Origin of the sequence: Flexivirga sp., assembly GCF_035551235.1 — a bacterium.
GTDB lineage: Bacteria > Actinomycetota > Actinomycetes > Actinomycetales > Dermatophilaceae > Flexivirga.
Genome location: NZ_DASZNO010000021.1, coordinates 319,836 through 334,347 on the forward strand (window position 1 = coordinate 319,836; position 14,512 = coordinate 334,347).

Annotated in this window: 15 protein-coding genes; 1 reads left to right on the forward strand and 14 read right to left on the reverse strand. The window is 68.3% G+C overall.

Annotated elements, in window-relative coordinates; translation table 11 throughout:
* Positions 1-6: 6 nt before the first annotated feature.
* The gene (locus VG502_RS06690) at positions 7-996 is read left to right on the forward strand and encodes a CatB-related O-acetyltransferase (RefSeq protein ID WP_325549247.1); all 990 of its coding nucleotides are present in this window, start codon (positions 7-9) and stop codon (positions 994-996) included.
* Here VG502_RS06690 and VG502_RS06695 read toward each other — a convergent pair.
* The 14 genes from VG502_RS06695 to hisI form a co-directional block, all read right to left on the reverse strand.
* Positions 980-2,692: a CDP-glycerol glycerophosphotransferase family protein gene (locus VG502_RS06695; protein ID WP_325549248.1), complete on the reverse strand. Its 1,713-nt coding sequence runs from the start codon at positions 2,690-2,692 to the stop codon at positions 980-982. The genes VG502_RS06690 and VG502_RS06695 overlap by 17 nt on opposite strands.
* Positions 2,693-2,887: 195 nt before the next feature.
* A complete protein-coding gene (locus VG502_RS06700) occupies positions 2,888-3,595 on the reverse strand; it encodes an SDR family NAD(P)-dependent oxidoreductase (RefSeq protein ID WP_325549249.1) in 708 nt (235 codons plus the stop codon).
* Positions 3,588-4,271 carry an IspD/TarI family cytidylyltransferase gene (locus VG502_RS06705; RefSeq protein ID WP_325549250.1) on the reverse strand — a complete coding sequence of 228 codons (684 nt, stop codon included), beginning with the start codon at positions 4,269-4,271 and terminating at the stop codon, positions 3,588-3,590. Before VG502_RS06705 ends, VG502_RS06700 begins: the two co-directional genes overlap by 8 nt.
* Positions 4,272-4,327: 56 nt before the next feature.
* Positions 4,328-5,992, reverse strand: coding sequence for a CDP-glycerol glycerophosphotransferase family protein (locus tag VG502_RS06710; protein ID WP_325549343.1), 1,665 nt, complete (start codon positions 5,990-5,992; stop codon positions 4,328-4,330).
* 5 nt (positions 5,993-5,997) lie between these two features.
* Positions 5,998-6,810 carry a CDP-alcohol phosphatidyltransferase family protein gene (locus tag VG502_RS06715; RefSeq protein WP_325549251.1) on the reverse strand — a complete coding sequence of 271 codons (813 nt, stop codon included), beginning with the start codon at positions 6,808-6,810 and terminating at the stop codon, positions 5,998-6,000.
* Positions 6,811-6,909: 99 nt separating this feature from the next.
* Positions 6,910-7,830 (reverse strand): glycosyltransferase family 2 protein, encoded by a 921-nt coding sequence (locus VG502_RS06720; RefSeq protein WP_325549252.1) that lies wholly within the window; start codon positions 7,828-7,830, stop codon positions 6,910-6,912.
* Positions 7,831-7,892: 62 nt separating this feature from the next.
* On the reverse strand, positions 7,893-8,804 hold the full coding sequence (gene lgt, locus VG502_RS06725; RefSeq protein ID WP_325549253.1) for a prolipoprotein diacylglyceryl transferase: 912 nt from the start codon (positions 8,802-8,804) through the stop codon (positions 7,893-7,895).
* Between the two features lie 31 nt (positions 8,805-8,835).
* A complete protein-coding gene (gene trpA, locus VG502_RS06730; protein WP_325549254.1) occupies positions 8,836-9,675 on the reverse strand; it encodes a tryptophan synthase subunit alpha in 840 nt (279 codons plus the stop codon).
* Positions 9,672-10,889 (reverse strand): tryptophan synthase subunit beta, encoded by a 1,218-nt coding sequence (gene trpB / locus VG502_RS06735; protein ID WP_325549255.1) that lies wholly within the window; start codon positions 10,887-10,889, stop codon positions 9,672-9,674. Before trpB ends, trpA begins: the two co-directional genes overlap by 4 nt.
* On the reverse strand, positions 10,886-11,674 hold the full coding sequence (gene trpC / locus VG502_RS06740; RefSeq protein WP_325549256.1) for an indole-3-glycerol phosphate synthase TrpC: 789 nt from the start codon (positions 11,672-11,674) through the stop codon (positions 10,886-10,888). The genes trpB and trpC overlap by 4 nt, the downstream gene beginning before the upstream one ends.
* Positions 11,675-11,941, reverse strand: coding sequence for an HGxxPAAW family protein (locus VG502_RS06745; RefSeq protein WP_325549257.1), 267 nt, complete (start codon positions 11,939-11,941; stop codon positions 11,675-11,677). It lies immediately after the preceding gene.
* A gap of 59 nt (positions 11,942-12,000) precedes the next feature.
* Positions 12,001-12,600 carry a Trp biosynthesis-associated membrane protein gene (locus VG502_RS06750; protein WP_325549258.1) on the reverse strand — a complete coding sequence of 200 codons (600 nt, stop codon included), beginning with the start codon at positions 12,598-12,600 and terminating at the stop codon, positions 12,001-12,003.
* Positions 12,597-14,153: an anthranilate synthase component I gene (locus VG502_RS06755; protein WP_325549259.1), complete on the reverse strand. Its 1,557-nt coding sequence runs from the start codon at positions 14,151-14,153 to the stop codon at positions 12,597-12,599. Before VG502_RS06755 ends, VG502_RS06750 begins: the two co-directional genes overlap by 4 nt.
* Positions 14,150-14,503, reverse strand: a complete 354-nt coding sequence (hisI, locus tag VG502_RS06760) for a phosphoribosyl-AMP cyclohydrolase (RefSeq protein WP_325549260.1) — start codon at positions 14,501-14,503, stop codon at positions 14,150-14,152. Before hisI ends, VG502_RS06755 begins: the two co-directional genes overlap by 4 nt.
* Positions 14,504-14,512: the final 9 nt, after the last annotated feature.

Below are 14,512 nucleotides of genomic sequence, written 5' to 3' on the forward strand. Positions count from 1 at the left end.
GCAGCAATGAGCAATTTCCGGTCGAGCGTCCGTGACGGCATACGCACACGGGTGGTGGCACCCGTGCGGACCATGGGGTGGCGCGTGCTCGGAGAGGTCCCGGCGCCCGCGGCGCCGCCCGCCGCCACGGGCGGTACGCCGCCCTTGCCAGCAGGCGGCGCCAAGGGCAGTAAACCGACGAACAATCCCTGGATCGGACTGCGCAAGCACGGGCTGCGGATCCAGCCCGGACTCGGCTTCTTCGGTGCGGGCCCCGGGCACATCAAGGTTCGTTTCGAGCCACCGGCACAGCTGAACAACACGACCATGCACGTCTATCGGGACATCGCGATCGGTCGCTACAGCTTCCTGCGCAGTGGACGCATCCGCTACATCGACACGATCGGCCGCTACACGAGCATCGGTCCGGACGTGACGATCGGCGAGGGCGAGCACCCGGTCACCTGGCTCACGAGTTCCCCCGCCGTGCACGACGCGAAGCGGTTCCGTTACTACCCGCCGGAAGCCGACTCGAAGCCGCGCACGATCAAACGGCACGAGGGCAACATCGACCCGAAGACGATGCAGAACGCCACCATCGGCAACGACGTCTGGATCGGCGCCAATGCGCTGATCCGACGCGGGGTCACCATCGGCGACGGTGCGATCGTCGCTGCGGGCGCCTTCGTCAACAAGGACGTCGAGCCCTACACCATCGTCGGCGGTCTCCCGGCGAAGGTGATCGGCAAGCGCTTCAGCGACGAGATCATCGAGCGCCTGCTCGAGCTGAAGTGGTGGGAGTTCGACGTGGCCGACCTGCCCGGTGTCGACTTCGACGACATCGAGAAGGCGATCGAGCAGATCACCGAACGCGAGCGCGCCGGTGAGATCTCCCGCGTGCCCGTCACGTATGACGAGGTGGTGATCAGCAGGAAGGGCTACCGCTCACTCGTCATCGCCCCGCTGAACGCCGAGCGCGCCCGCACCCGGATCGAGCGGCTCAAGCAGGCGGAGTAGCGAGTTCGGTGTTGTGGTCGTCGGCCGGTCGCACCGGCGGCCACGGCGCGTGCGACACCTTGGCAGCGGCCTTGAGGAAGCCCTCCTCGTAGGTCTCTTCGGGGAAATCACCCAGGTAGTAGGTGCGCTTCTCCCGGCGGACCGTCCCGAGCGGGTCGTCGGTGGCCGCAGCCGTCAGCGCGGCACGGACCTGCTCGCGCGACCCGTCCACGACATACGTCGCGGATGCCAGTGGGAACTCCTCGGCGAAATCCGCGGACTCCTGACCGGGATTCACCAGCAGGATCGGCTTCTCGGAGTAGAGATAATCGGCCACCACGCTCGACACGTCGGCGATCATGGCATCCGAGGCGTTGAAGCAGTCCTCCATGGACATGTCCTGCGCCGCGGCCGGGCCGAAGACGTGGGCCCGGCCCGTCGACGCGGCGTCCGCCGCGAGCAGCTCACAGGCCTGCGCGGCGATGCGGGCGAACTCCGGGTCCCGATCGTTGTAGGGGTGCGCCCGGAAGATCACCCGGCAGCCGAGATCGAGCGCCTCGCCGAGGATGTCCAGCGCACGCGGGATCGAGCTGTATGCCGTGTCCTCGTGGAAGCCCTTCCAGGTCGGCGCGTAGAGCACCGTGGCGTCGGTCAGGTCGAGCGTGTCGCTCTGCCGGCGATCGATACCGACGACCTGTGGGCGCCCGACGATCTCGAACTTCTCGTCCGGGATGAGCACGTCGTGCGCGGCATACCGGTCGATACCCGCCTGGCCGGCGACGAAGATCTTGTCGAACATCGCCGTGACCGGGCTGTAGCTCGGCGCCTTGTCGCTGTCGCCGTGCAACAGCTGGATGTGGGTCAGCTCGCTGTAGCGGACGAAGTGCGAGTTGCGCGCAGCGTTGTTGACGTAGAACGCGGCTCGCAGGCTGTCGGTGCGTGCGCGCTCCACCGAGGCCATCGTCGGGCAGTGCAGGACCGGTACGTCGCCGCAGGCGGCTACCGCCTGCGGGTAGCTGCGCCGGTCCCGGATCATCACGAAGAACGGCACGCCGACGTGCTGCAGGTGCGGCACCCACATCGCCAGCTGTTGCTGCGAGTTGCGCGGTGCGTCCCAGTAGAGGACGAAGGCCGGGCTCAGTTCGTCGAGCACCGACGGCAGCAGATCCTGCGCGCGCCGGGACGCTGTGCGCCGGACGTAGGCGTCGGCGACGACCGCGACGGCGGACAGTCCGGCGATGCATGACGCGAGCAACCACCACAGGCCGTTGAGGTGGAAGTACCCCGCGCAGATCAGCACGAGCGGCATCACGAACATGATCCGGCCGTAGGCACGAACCAGCTGCGGCTTCTTCTCCCGAAGTTCGAGGCGGTCGAACCCGGACGCCCGCACACCGGTGTAGCCGAACGCGCGCCGGACCAGTGGCTCACTGCGCACGAGCACGACGTGTATGGCGATCGCCGTCCATGCCGCCCACACGACACCCACGGTGTGGTCGATGATCAGGCCGGCGGGCGCGAGTGCGAGCAGCACTCGCGCGATCAGGTGCGCTCCGAGACCGCGGCCACTCCACATCTTGCGGCACAGCCAGGTGCAGCCGACGTATCCCACCAGCCAGATGACCACGCCGGCGTCCTTCGCGCCGGACAGCAGCACGAGGGTTCCGGCGAGCGCCACGAGGACGGCCGCCAGGGTGCGGGCTTCACGCTTGAGCAAGGAGCACTCCGATTCGAGGGTGGTGCCGCCGGGGATCGCCCGGGGCGCGGAAAGTCGATCCGAATGTTACCGAGGCGGTCGCCCACCGCTCATCCGGCGTTCGCGCTGGAGGTCGCGCAAGTGCGAGGGCTCACACACGCACGCCCGCCCGCGGTTTGGTGACTGCGGACGGGCGTTTTCGGAATGACGACGCCGTCAGAGACGGACGACGAGGTTCTCGCTGTCGACGTAGCGGCCCACCGGGCTGGTGAGCATCCGGATGGCGTCGGCGACGTCCTCCGGCTGCATGATCGTCGTGGGGTCCTCGTCCGGTGCGAGCTTGCGCCGCAGTGCCGTCGCGCATCGCCCCGGGGAGATGGTGATGACCCGGGTGCCGTAGATCGCCAGCTCCTCCTTGAGCACCTGGCTCATGGCGATGAGCGCCGCCTTCGAGCTGGAGTAGGTCAGCCAGCCGGACCGGCCGGTGATGCCGGCGGTCGAGGCGACGTTGACGATGTACTCGAAGGTGTTGCCGAGGTGCAGCAGGTGCTGCACGATCAGGAAGGGCGCGTAGAGGTTCACGCCGATGGTGCGCTCGAAGTCGGCGAAATCGATCTCGTGGATCGGGTCGGGCGCGGTGTAACCGGCGTTGTTGATCAGGAACTCGATGTTGCCGTGCTTCTCGATGATCTTGGGCATCAGCGCCGCGATCGCGTCGCGGTCGCCCAGATCGATCTCGTAGCAGAAGACCTTCTTGCCGAACGGGTTGTCCTCCAGCAGCTCCCTCTCGGCCTCCGCGAAGTCGTCCGACTTGCGCGCGAGCAGCACGTAGTCGGTGACGTCGTTGTCCTCGCGGAAGAACCGCTCGGCGGTGGCCAGGCCGATGCCCTTGGAGGCACCGCTGATCAGGATCGTCTTACTCATCTTCGTCATCACCCGCCAGCAAGTAGCCTGCCAGCTTCACGTCCGTCTTGGTCGTGATCTTGAAGTTCCGGTCGCTGCCGGGGATGTAGTAGACCTCGGCGCCCGCGACGGCGCACAGGGTGGCGTCCTCGGTGAAGACGACCTTCTCCTTCAGCGCGTAGGCGTGGCCCTCCTCGAGGGTGGTCTTGCGGAACTTCTGCGGCAACTGCACGTTGCGCAGCCGAGCGCGCTCCAGGGACCCGGTGACCTGCTGTGTGTCGGGGTCGACCGGCGCGACGGTGAAGGGGATCTCCAGCATGAAGCTGACGTTGTCCTTCTCGGCTGCGATGAGCGCCTCGAACTCGGCCTTGGTCGCCAGCGGACGGGCGGTCTCGTGCAGGATCACGTGTTCGTTGGTGCAGTGCTCCAGCATCGCGGCGACGGATGCGTGCCGTGTGTCGCCCGCCTCGACATACGTGATCGGCGTCTTGATGGCGTAGTCGGCGACCAGCTTGCGCATGGTGTCCTCCCAGCCCGGGGGGAAGTTGAGGATGATCTGGTCGATGTCGGGGATGTCATCGACCGCGACCAGGGGGTAGATCATCGCCGGGATGTGGTTGACCCGGATGAGCTGCTTGGGCTGACCCGCAGCAACTCGTGTGCCTACACCGCCGTTCAGCAGAGCGAGGGTATACATGCAGTGCACCTTAACCTTTCGTCCAGTCTTGGGTTACTCGTGGGTTACTCGTGCGTTCATGGAGTCGTGGGGGACGTGCCCCGTATGGCGGCGGCCGCGGCGTCGACGAAGGCGCTCACCTCATCGGGGTGGTCGCCCAGGTAATAGGTCCGCAGTTCCGAACGTGTCGCAGCGAGCGGGTCCTCCTCGAGCATCGTGCGCAGCGGCGCGCTCATGTCGCCCTCCACGTCGATGACGTATGCCGCCTGCAACACCGGGTATGCCTCCTGATCCACCGACTGCCCCGAGCCCGTCGCACCGACGTCGACGACGGCGAAGGGTTTGCCGGAGTGCAGGTAGTCGGATGCGACGCTCGAGACGTCGGTCACCAGCGCGTCCGAGGCGTTGAAGGAATCCGCGATCGAACCGTGCAGCATTCGTTGGCTGGTCACGTGTGGCACTGCTGCCGATGCGGCGGTGGACAGCAACTCGTCGATCCGGGCGATCGTCGCGGCCGACTCCTTCTCCTTCAACGACAGCGGGTGCGGCCGGAACATCACCCGCACACCGAGATCCAGCAGGTGGCGGACGATCGTCTCGCCATACGCCAGTGAACTGAACGACATGTCCTGCACTCCGCCCCGCCACGTCGGCGCGTAGAGAACGGTGCGGCGGTCCGGGCACGGATCGATGTTGTGGTCCAGCACGTCGGCGACCTGGGGACGGCCGATCAGCCGGAACTTCTCCTCGGGAACGATCACGCCGTGGCGGCGGAACCGATCGACGCCCGCCTGTCCGGCGACGAAGATCTGGTCGAACATCCCGATCATCGGGTGATAGCTCGACGGCTTGTCGGAGTCACCGTGGTTGAGGTGCACGTGGGTCCGGTCCAGGTAGCGCACCCCGTCGACGCACTGGGCGTGGGTGTTGACGTAGAACAGCGCCCGCACGCTCGGCACCATCACGTCGTCCATGCTGCCGAGTCGCTGACATGCGACCACCGGCCGATCGGTGAGTGCCGCAGCGCGCGCGAGCATCTTCGGGTCCCGCGCGAGCACGGCATACGGCAGGTTCAGCTGCTCGAGGTAGGGCAACCACATCCGCACCTGGTAGTCGCCGTCGACCGGTCCGCTGAAGTAGATGTAGAAGGCCGGCGCGTAGTCGACCAGCGCGTCGGTGACCGACCTGTTCACGGTCTTCGACCGCCGGGCGAGGACTGCCGTGCGCAGTTGCAGCCCACTGCGGGTGAGCACGCCCAGCACGATCAGCAGGACGATCGAGTCGGTCCAGTCGGGTAGGTCGACGAACGACGTGACCAGCAGCAGACACGCGAACAGCACGATGCCGATCTGCACCACCGAACCCATCGGGCCGAGCGTCTGCGGCCGGCGGTCGTCCGGCAAACCGGGCAACTGCGCGACACGGACCCTGGGGACCAGCCTGTTGTCCAGCGGTTCACCGATCAGCCCCGCGCACACCATCAACACGGCGCCGGCGGCGAGCCACGGTGTGTTGTCCTCCCGAACGGACGGGACGAAGGTCGCGATCAACCCGACGAGCGCCATCAGCCGCAGGGCCGGGCCCGGGCGCAGGCGGCCCACCACAACCAGGCCCACGGTGAGCAGCAACGCCAGCACCGCGACGATCGGGTCTGACAACTCCAGCGCGCTGGTGACCAGTAGGAGCGCGGTGAGCAGGGTCAGGCCGACGACGGCCAGCAACGACTGACCGAGACGGCGCACGGTCGTCAACGCGCCGCCTTCACGCGTGGGGAGGCCATGATCGCGACGAAGTGTCCGAGCACGACGATCCAGACGACGGGGGCGAGGACCCACATCGCGATCCGGAAGACCTCGACGCCGTCACCGGTGAGGAGTCCGAGCACGGCCAGCAGGAGCGCGACCAGGCTGAGCTCGACGGAGTGGAAGATGCGGTGGAACGGCAGGAAGCGCGCCCCTGCCCGCAGGATGCCGACCAGCCCGCGGCGGGTCACCGCCTTCGCCTCCGCGGTGTCCGGCAGTCGCTCGATCCCGCTGAACGCGCGGGCGACGTGCACGAGGTCGTTGAGCGCCTTGTTGAGCATGATGCCGGTCATCAGGAGGGCACCGAGGAACGCGTATTTCCAGGTGTCGGTGTCCCCCGTCTGACCGCCGAAGACGCCGGCGGCGCGCAGCCCGAACGCCAGCCCGACGAAGCTCTCCGTCGTGTAGTGCGCGACCCGGTCCAGGAAGACGCCGGCCGGGCTGAAGCGCTGTCGCCACCGGGCGAGTTCCCCGTCGACACAGTCGAGGTACATCTGCAGCTGGGCGAACAGGACCGCCAGCACCGCTCCACCGATGCCGGGCAGCAGTAGCGACAGGCCGATGCACCAGCCGGACAGGATCATCAGGCCGGTGACACCGTTCGGCGTCATACGGGTCGGCACGAGTTGCCGGGTCAGGTGGAGCGAGTAGTGCCGGAGGTACTCCCCCGACCAGTGCTCGGCGTTCTTCCGGCCCCGGACCGACGCCGGCTGCGAGCGCTCCCGCAGCTCTTCGATCGTTGGTTTGTTCGTGCCCATCAGATACCTGACTCGCAGGAGGAACGAATCGTCATCTCAGATCCGGGTTCACAAAAGACACCAGGTGATTGAGATGGCGATGAGGAACGAATCGTCATCTCAGATCACCGGCCATCTGCCGTTGCGGGCCATCCGCCATACGGCGGACCAGGGCAGCTTGCGATGCGGCTCACCCGGACCCCAGGGCTCGGTCGTCCAGCCCTCGCGCCAGCCGGCGAACCAGGGGCGCAGGCTCTCGCGCACGTGGCGGGAGCGGACCAGCTGCACCGCGGTCCACGAGCCGACATACCCCCAGCTGACCGGCCAGGGCAGGTTGCGCCGCGCCAGCCAGACCCGGTTGCGGGCGTTCTTGGTGAAGTAGTCGTCGTGCCGGCGCGGGTCGATGACCGGGTGTCCGGCGCGCAGGTGACCGAGGTAGACGGTGCGGCTGCCCGCCGCCCACACCCGCCAGGCCAACTCGATGCCCTCATGCGCGTAGAAGAACGGCGCCGGCCAGCCGAGGGTCTGCTCGAAGACCTCCCGGCGGATGGCGACCGCCATCTCGACGACGGAGAAGACGTTGGACGAGCGGTAGGGGCTGCCCTTGCGCAGTCGTGGGATCCAGCGGGTCGGCAGGTCCCCCACCGAGGGGTCCTCGATGCGCGGCTGGATCATGCCGATCGTCGGGTCGGCCCGGAACTCCGCGGCGCACTTGGCCAGGAAGTCGTCATCGAGCAGCCAGGCGTCGTCGTCGAGGAAGAAGAGCAGGTCGCCGGTCACCTGGTCGACGCCGGCGTTGCGTCCGGCGGGTATGCCGACGTTCTCCGGGAGCCGGAGTGACTTCACCCGGTCCGGGAGGTCGACCGGCTCCCAGCCATTGCCGACCACGACGATGTCGAGCCGGACTCCGGTCTGTCGCAGCAGCGAATCGAGGCCACGACGGAGCTCCGGGGGGCGAGTGCCCTGCGTCAGCACCACGACCGCGAAGGAAGGGGTGTCGGCGTCCGGCTGAGCCGGCTCGACGGCGAGTTCGATCGTCATACTCCTTCGCTTCACCCGGTGAACCGGGTGCGTTCATCCCGCGCTGCCGCAGCGATCCTATGTCACTGGGGCGCCGCGTCCGCCTTCGGCTCGCTGGGGTCGGCGCTTTCGGCCTCGGCGCCGGGGATCGGCTCGCGGGGGCCGTTGGGATGGCGCCGGGAACAGATGATCAGGCCGGCCAGCCCGCCGAGGAAGACCAGGATGCAGACCCAGACGTTGACCCGCTGGCCGAGGATGTGGTTGGCCGGGTCGTCCCGCATCCATTCCATCCAGATGCGGCCGACCGGGTAGAGCATCACGTAGAGCCAGAACGACTTGCCGCGGCCCAGCAGGTAGCGCCGGTCCAGCCACACGATGAAGAGGGCGAGGACGAGCAGGAAGAGCGATTCGTAGAGGAAGGTCGGCTGGAAGTAGCCGGCGACGATCGGGTGACCGGCCGCGTCCTTGACGGCATGTCCCGCGCTCTCGTCCCACTGGTAGATCTTCAGTCGCCACGGCAGGTCGGTGGTGCGGCCGTGCAGCTCGTTGTTGAAGTAATTGCCCCAGCGGCCGATCGCCTGCGCGAGCACCACACCCGGAGCAGCCGCATCGGCGAAGTCGAGGAACCGGATGCCGTTGCGGCGACAGCCGATGTAGGCACCGAGGGCACCGAGCGCGATCGCGCCCCAGATGCCCAGCCCGCCGTGCCAGATGGCGAACGCGTCCCAGGGGTTGCCGTGCTCGCCGAAGTAGGGCTGCGGCGAGGTGATGACGTTGTAGATCCGCCCGCCGACGATGCCGAACGGCACCGCCCACCAGGCGACGGTCAGTGCATCCTCGCGCTGATAGCCGCGGTCCTCCATCCGCCGGCCGGCGACCCATACGGCCAGGACGATGCCGGCCAGGATGCACAGCGCGTACATCCGGATCGGGAACGGGCCCAGCCAGAAGACCCCGACCGTCGGGCTCGGGAAGTATGACGCCCCGGCGGTCACAGCGAATCCCTCCTTCGTCGGGTTTCGCGATTCACCCTGCGCTCGATCGGTTGCTTGCTCGCCCTCGCACTCCGTCGGCGAGCGCGGTCGCGGTGCGGGCGAGCTGTGCGAGCCCGTCCTTCGCATTGTCCGCCTCGACCAGGGTGCTCACCAGCGCGGATCCGACGATCACGCCGTCGGCGAACCCGGCGACCTCACGAGCCTGCTCCGCGGTGGAGACCCCGAGACCGACGCACACCGGGATGTCGCTGATCTCGCGGACCCGCTCGACCAGCACGGCTGCTTCGCCGCTCACCGCCGACCGGGCCCCGGTGACACCCATCAGGGCCGCTGCGTAGACGAAACCACGCGAGGCAGCCGTCGTCATGGCCAGTCGCTCCGGCGTCGAACTCGGCGCGACCAGGAAGATGCGGTCGAGGTCGTGGGCTTCGCTGGCGGTGATCCACTCGCCGGCCTCGTCGGGCACGAGGTCGGGCGTGATGAGCCCGGAGGCCCCGGACGCCGCGAGGTCCCGGGCGAACGCGTCCACGCCGTACCGCAGGACGGGGTTCCAGTAGGTCATGACCACACACGCTCCACCGGCGGCCGTGATCGCCTCGGCGGCGCGGAACACGTCACGCACGTGGACCCCGGCGGCGAGCGCACCCGTCGCTGCCGTCTGGATGACCGGCCCGTCCATCAGCGGGTCGGTGTAGGGCAGTCCGATCTCGACGATGTCGACACCGGAACGCACCATCGTCACCATCGCCTCGATGGAGGTGTCGACGTCGGGGTATCCGACCGGCAGGTAGCCGACGAACGCCGAGCGGCCCTCGGCCTTGGCGGTCGCGAGCACGGCGGACACCCGGCTGGTGTGCTGCGTGGTCGTCATACTTGGGTGTCCTTCTCGTCGAGCAGGCCGAACCATTGCGCGGCGGTGTGCACGTCCTTGTCACCGCGACCGGACAGGTTGACCAGCAACAGCGCGTCCTTGCCGAGCTCGGGACCCAGCTTCATCGCCCCCGCGACCGCGTGAGCACTCTCGATCGCGGGCAGGATGCCCTCGGACCGCGAGAGGGCCTTGAAGGCGTCCATCGCCTCGGTGTCGGTGATCGGGAGGTATTCGGCACGCCCTGAGTCACGCAGGTAAGCATGCTCCGGACCGACGCTCGGGTAGTCCAAACCCGCTGACACGGAATGGGATTCGATGGTCTGGCCCTCGTCGTCCTGCAACACGTAGGTGAACGCGCCGTGCAGCACACCGGGGGTCGCCTGCCCGCTGAAGCGTGACGCGTGCCGGCCCGAATCGGGCCCGTCGCCGCCGCCCTCGAGGCCGATCAGGCGGACGCCCTCGTCATCGATGAACCGGTGGAAGATGCCCATCGCGTTGGAGCCGCCGCCGACGCACGCGAGCACCGCGTCCGGGAGCCGACCGTATGCGTCGAGCATCTGGCCGCGGGCCTCGACGCCGATGACGCGGTGGAAGTCACGGACCATCTCCGGGAAGGGATAGGGGCCGGTCACCGTGCCGAGCACGTAGTGGGTATGGGCGACATTGGCGACCCAGTCACGGAACGCCTCGTTGACGGCGTCCTTCAGGGTGCGCGAGCCGTGGTCGACCGGGACGACCTCGGCGCCGAGGAGTTCCATCCGGGCGACGTTGAGCGCCTGTCGCTCGGTGTCGACGCGCCCCATGTAGACGGTGCACTCGAGTCCCATCAGGGCGGCGGCCGTCGCGGTCGCGACGCCGTGCTGGCCCGCCCCGGTCTCGGCGATCACCCGGGTCTTACCCATCTGCTTGGTGAGCAGTGCCTGGCCGAGCACGTTGTTGATCTTGTGCGAGCCGGTGTGGTTGAGGTCCTCCCGCTTGAGCACCACCTGTGCACCGCCGCAGTATTCGTCACCGAACCGGCGCGCGGGCGTGATGATGCTCGGCCGGCCGGTGTAGCTGCGCTGCAACTCGGTGAGCTGACCGAGGAACGCCGGGTCGGCCATCGCCTTGCGGCGGTGCTCGTCGAGCTCCTCCAGGGCCGCGACCAGTGCCTCGGGCACATAGCGGCCGCCATACGCCCCGAAACGTCCGAGCGGTGGGTTCGTCTGAGTCATCGCGATCCTTCGATCATCGTGCGTATGGCGGAGCGCGGGTCGCCACCGGTGACCAGTGCCTCGCCGACGAGCACGGCGTCGGCACCGGCCGCGACGTATTCGGCGACGTCCTGCGGTCCGCGGATGCCGGACTCGGCGACCCGGACGCGGTCGGTGGGCACCCGCGGTGCGAGCTGGGCGAAAACCCCGCGGTCGACGTCGAGTGTCTTGAGGTTGCGGGCGTTGACACCGATCAGCTGGGCGTCTGCTGCGAGCGCGCGATCGATCTCGGCCTCGTCGTGCGTCTCGACCAGCGCGGTCATACCGAGCTCGGTCGCATGCTGGAAGAGGTCACGCAACGCGGCGTCATCGAGGGCCGCCACGATCAGCAGGATGATGTCCGCACCATGCGCCCGCGCTTCGTCGACCTGGTAGTGATCGACCATGAAGTCCTTGCGCAGCACCGGGATTCGCACCGCGGCACGCACGGCGTCCAGGTCGGCGAGCGAGCCGCCGAAGCGGCGTTGCTCGGTGAGCACCGAGATGGCGGTCGCACCGCCCTGCTCGTATGCCGCGGCGAGCTCCGCCGGATCGGGGATCTCGGCGAGATCACCCTTGCTCGGGCTGCGGCGCTTGACCTCGGAGATGATCTTGACCGGGCCGTCGGCACGGAACGCGGCCAGCGCGTCGATCGCCGGTGCGGCGGCCGCTGCCCGGTCGGCGATCTCCCCCGCCGAGGTGTGGCGCTTCCGGTCCTCGAGGTCCTCGCGAACCCCGAGGATGATGTCGTCGAGGACGGTGGCCACCTAGGACGCCCGCTGCGACTCGAGCTGGGAGCGCTCCTCCGCCGTGAGCGGCGGGGCATCCAGCTTGTGGTGGTTGCCGAAGCCCATCTTGGCGAGCACCTTGCCGACCAGGACGCCGACGACGGCCAGCGCGCCACCGATGTAATAGAACGGGTGCAGACCCCAGGCGACGCCGATCGACACGGAGATCGACGCGAGCAGCAGGAAGCACACGGTGGTCCACGCGGCGACGCTGTGTCCGTGGTCCTCGTGGATTTCTTCGGCCATCTGGCGTTGCTCCTTCGTGGGCGGTCTCTTGGTCGTCATGAGGTGTCTGCGGGCGCCGATCAGTCCGACGTCCGCCGCTCCTTGATTGTGTCAGACCCTGCTGGGCGGTCCGTCGGGTCCTCACCGTCGGTCAGCATGTCCCAGTCCGAGCGCCTGGTCTCCTTGGGCGTCGTCGGGGCGTCATACCGACTGGACAGACCCGACCAGCTGCGGACGCCGAGGATCGCCAGGACACCGGTCAGCGCCAGCAGAACACCGCCGAGCAGTGCCACCCACGGCCAGATCGTCAGGTCCGCGACGACCTTCCGGTCACCCGTGTGCCCGGTCATGGTCGTCGCGACATCGCCGAGGATCTTGACCGGCTCGCGCACGACCACGATCACGGCCACGATCGCGACGATCCCGGCGACCAGCGTCAGCACCGCCGCGATCCAGCGCGCGATGCGCCCGGCCGTCAGGGTCGCGAGGACCGCCGCCGCCCCGACCAGTGCCGCGGCGAGCAGGGCCGGCGCCGACTTGCTGCCCGACGCGGTGGTGTGCGCACCTTGCAGGACCGCGTCGGTCACCGACCCGCTCACCCACGTGCGTGTGTTGGCCGCGACCAGCAGTAGCACGGCGACTGCGCCGACGAGCAGGATCGACCGTTTCCCGATCATCATCCGATCGCCCGCATCCCCGAGGCCACGGCGACCGCGCGCAATGCTGCGGCCGCCTTGGTGCGGGTCTCCTGGTATTCGGACTCCGGCACCGAGTCGGCCACGATGCCCGCGCCGGCCTGCACGTAGGCGACGTTGTCCTGCAGCACCGCGGTGCGGATCGCAATGGCCATGTCCAGGTCGCCCGCGAAGTCGAAGTAGCCCACGACCCCGCCATACACACCTCGCCGGATGCCCTCGAGACGCTCGATGATCTGCATCGCACGGGGCTTCGGCGCGCCGCTGAGCGTGCCGGCCGGGAAGGTCGCCACGAGCGCGTCGTATGCCGAACGGCCGCTGCTCAACGCACCGACGACCGTGGACTCCAGATGCATGATGTGGCTGTAGCGCCGGATCTGCATGAACTCGATGGTGTCGACCGTCCCCGCGTCGCAGACCTTCTGCAGGTCGTTGCGGGACAGGTCGACCAGCATCAGGTGCTCGGCGCGTTCCTTGGGATCGGCGAGCAGTTCGTCCGCCAGGTCCTCGTCCTGTTCGGGACTCTTGCCCCGCGGCCGGGACCCGGCGATCGGGCGGGTGATGACGTGATCACCGGTCACCTTGACCAGGGCTTCCGGGCTGGATCCGACGACGTCGTAGGTCGAACCGCTCGGGTGCGGCAGCCGCAGGAGGTACATGTAGGGGCTCGGATTGCCGACCCGCAATGCGCGGTAGACATCCAGCGCGTCGGCACCGCAGGGCACCGAAAAGCGTTGTGACACAACGATTTGGAAGGCTTCGCCGGAGCGGATGTCTTCCTTCGCCTGCTCGACCATGTCGTGGTACTGCTCGCGCGTGTGCGTGCTGACCGGCTCCAGCTCCACCGGCTCGGGCACCGAGACGGTGCTCGGCGCATCGACCGCGAGAGCCTCCTGCATGGCGTCGAGCCGGTCGACGGCGCCGGCCCATGCCTGCTCGGCGCGCGCGTCGGTGTTGTCGTGGTTGATCGCGTTGGCGATCAGCAGCACGCTGCCGTCGGAGTGGTCGAGCACCGCCAGATCGGTCGCGAGGACCATCCCGATCTCGGGCGTGTGCAGATCGTCGGCTCCGGAGTCGGCCAGCTTCTCCCAGTGCCGGACTGCGTCATACGTGACGGCGCCGACGAGGCCGCCGGTGAGCGGCGGCAGGCCCGGGATCCGGGGTGTCGCGAGCACCTGCAGGGTGTCGCGCAGCACGTCGGTCGGTGTGCCGTCGGTCGGCACGCCCACCGGCGGTGTCCCGAGCCAGACTGCGTGGCCGTCCTGCTCGGTGAGCGTGGCGCGGCTGTCGGCGCCGATGATCGAGTAGCGCGACCACACTCCCCCGTGCTCGGCCGACTCGAGGAGGAACGTGCCCGGGCGGTCTGCGGCGAGCTTGCGATAGATGCCGAGGGGCGTCTCGCCGTCGGCGAGCAGTCGGCGTACGACGGGTATGACGCGCCGGCCGTCGGCGGCGAGCTGCAGGAACTGCGGCAGGCTCGGCCAGGTCACACCCCACTCGAGTTCGGCATGCACGGTCTCTGTGGTGCTCGCGCTCATACCTCGACCGCCTTGAGGTCGGTGAAGAAGCAGGACCGCTCACCGGTGTGGCATGCGGGGCCGATCTGGTCGACGCGCACCAGCAGGGTGTCGCCGTCACAGTCGAGTGCCACCGACTTCACGTGCTGCTCGTGACCGGAGGTGTCGCCCTTGCGCCAGTATTCGCCGCGGCTGCGTGACCAGAAGGTCACCCGACCGGAGGTGAGGGTGCGATGCAACGCCTCGTCGTCCATCCAGCCGACCATCAGCACTTCGCCGGTGTCGTGCTGCTGGATCACAGCGGGAACCAGCCCTGCCGGGTCGTGCTTCAGGAGGGCTGCGATGTCGGGGTCGAGAGCTGAGGAACTCACAGTTGCATT

What these genes read in the sequence shown, in the direction of transcription:
- VG502_RS06750 (WP_325549258.1), bottom strand. Translation starts at nt 12,600, where the DNA reads ATGATGATCGGGAAACGGTCGATCCTGCTCGTCGGCGCAGTCGCCGTG.
- VG502_RS06715 (WP_325549251.1), bottom strand. Translation starts at nt 6,810, where the DNA reads ATGGGCACGAACAAACCAACGATCGAAGAGCTGCGGGAGCGCTCGCAG.
- VG502_RS06745 (WP_325549257.1), bottom strand. Translation starts at nt 11,941, where the DNA reads ATGGCCGAAGAAATCCACGAGGACCACGGACACAGCGTCGCCGCGTGG.
- trpA (WP_325549254.1), bottom strand. Translation starts at nt 9,675, where the DNA reads ATGACGACCACGCAGCACACCAGCCGGGTGTCCGCCGTGCTCGCGACC.
- VG502_RS06755 (WP_325549259.1), bottom strand. Translation starts at nt 14,153, where the DNA reads ATGAGCGCGAGCACCACAGAGACCGTGCATGCCGAACTCGAGTGGGGT.
- VG502_RS06690 (WP_325549247.1), top strand. Translation starts at nt 7, where the DNA reads ATGAGCAATTTCCGGTCGAGCGTCCGTGACGGCATACGCACACGGGTG.
- VG502_RS06705 (WP_325549250.1), bottom strand. Translation starts at nt 4,271, where the DNA reads ATGTATACCCTCGCTCTGCTGAACGGCGGTGTAGGCACACGAGTTGCT.
- trpB (WP_325549255.1), bottom strand. Translation starts at nt 10,889, where the DNA reads ATGACTCAGACGAACCCACCGCTCGGACGTTTCGGGGCGTATGGCGGC.
- VG502_RS06720 (WP_325549252.1), bottom strand. Translation starts at nt 7,830, where the DNA reads ATGACGATCGAACTCGCCGTCGAGCCGGCTCAGCCGGACGCCGACACC.
- VG502_RS06700 (WP_325549249.1), bottom strand. Translation starts at nt 3,595, where the DNA reads ATGAGTAAGACGATCCTGATCAGCGGTGCCTCCAAGGGCATCGGCCTG.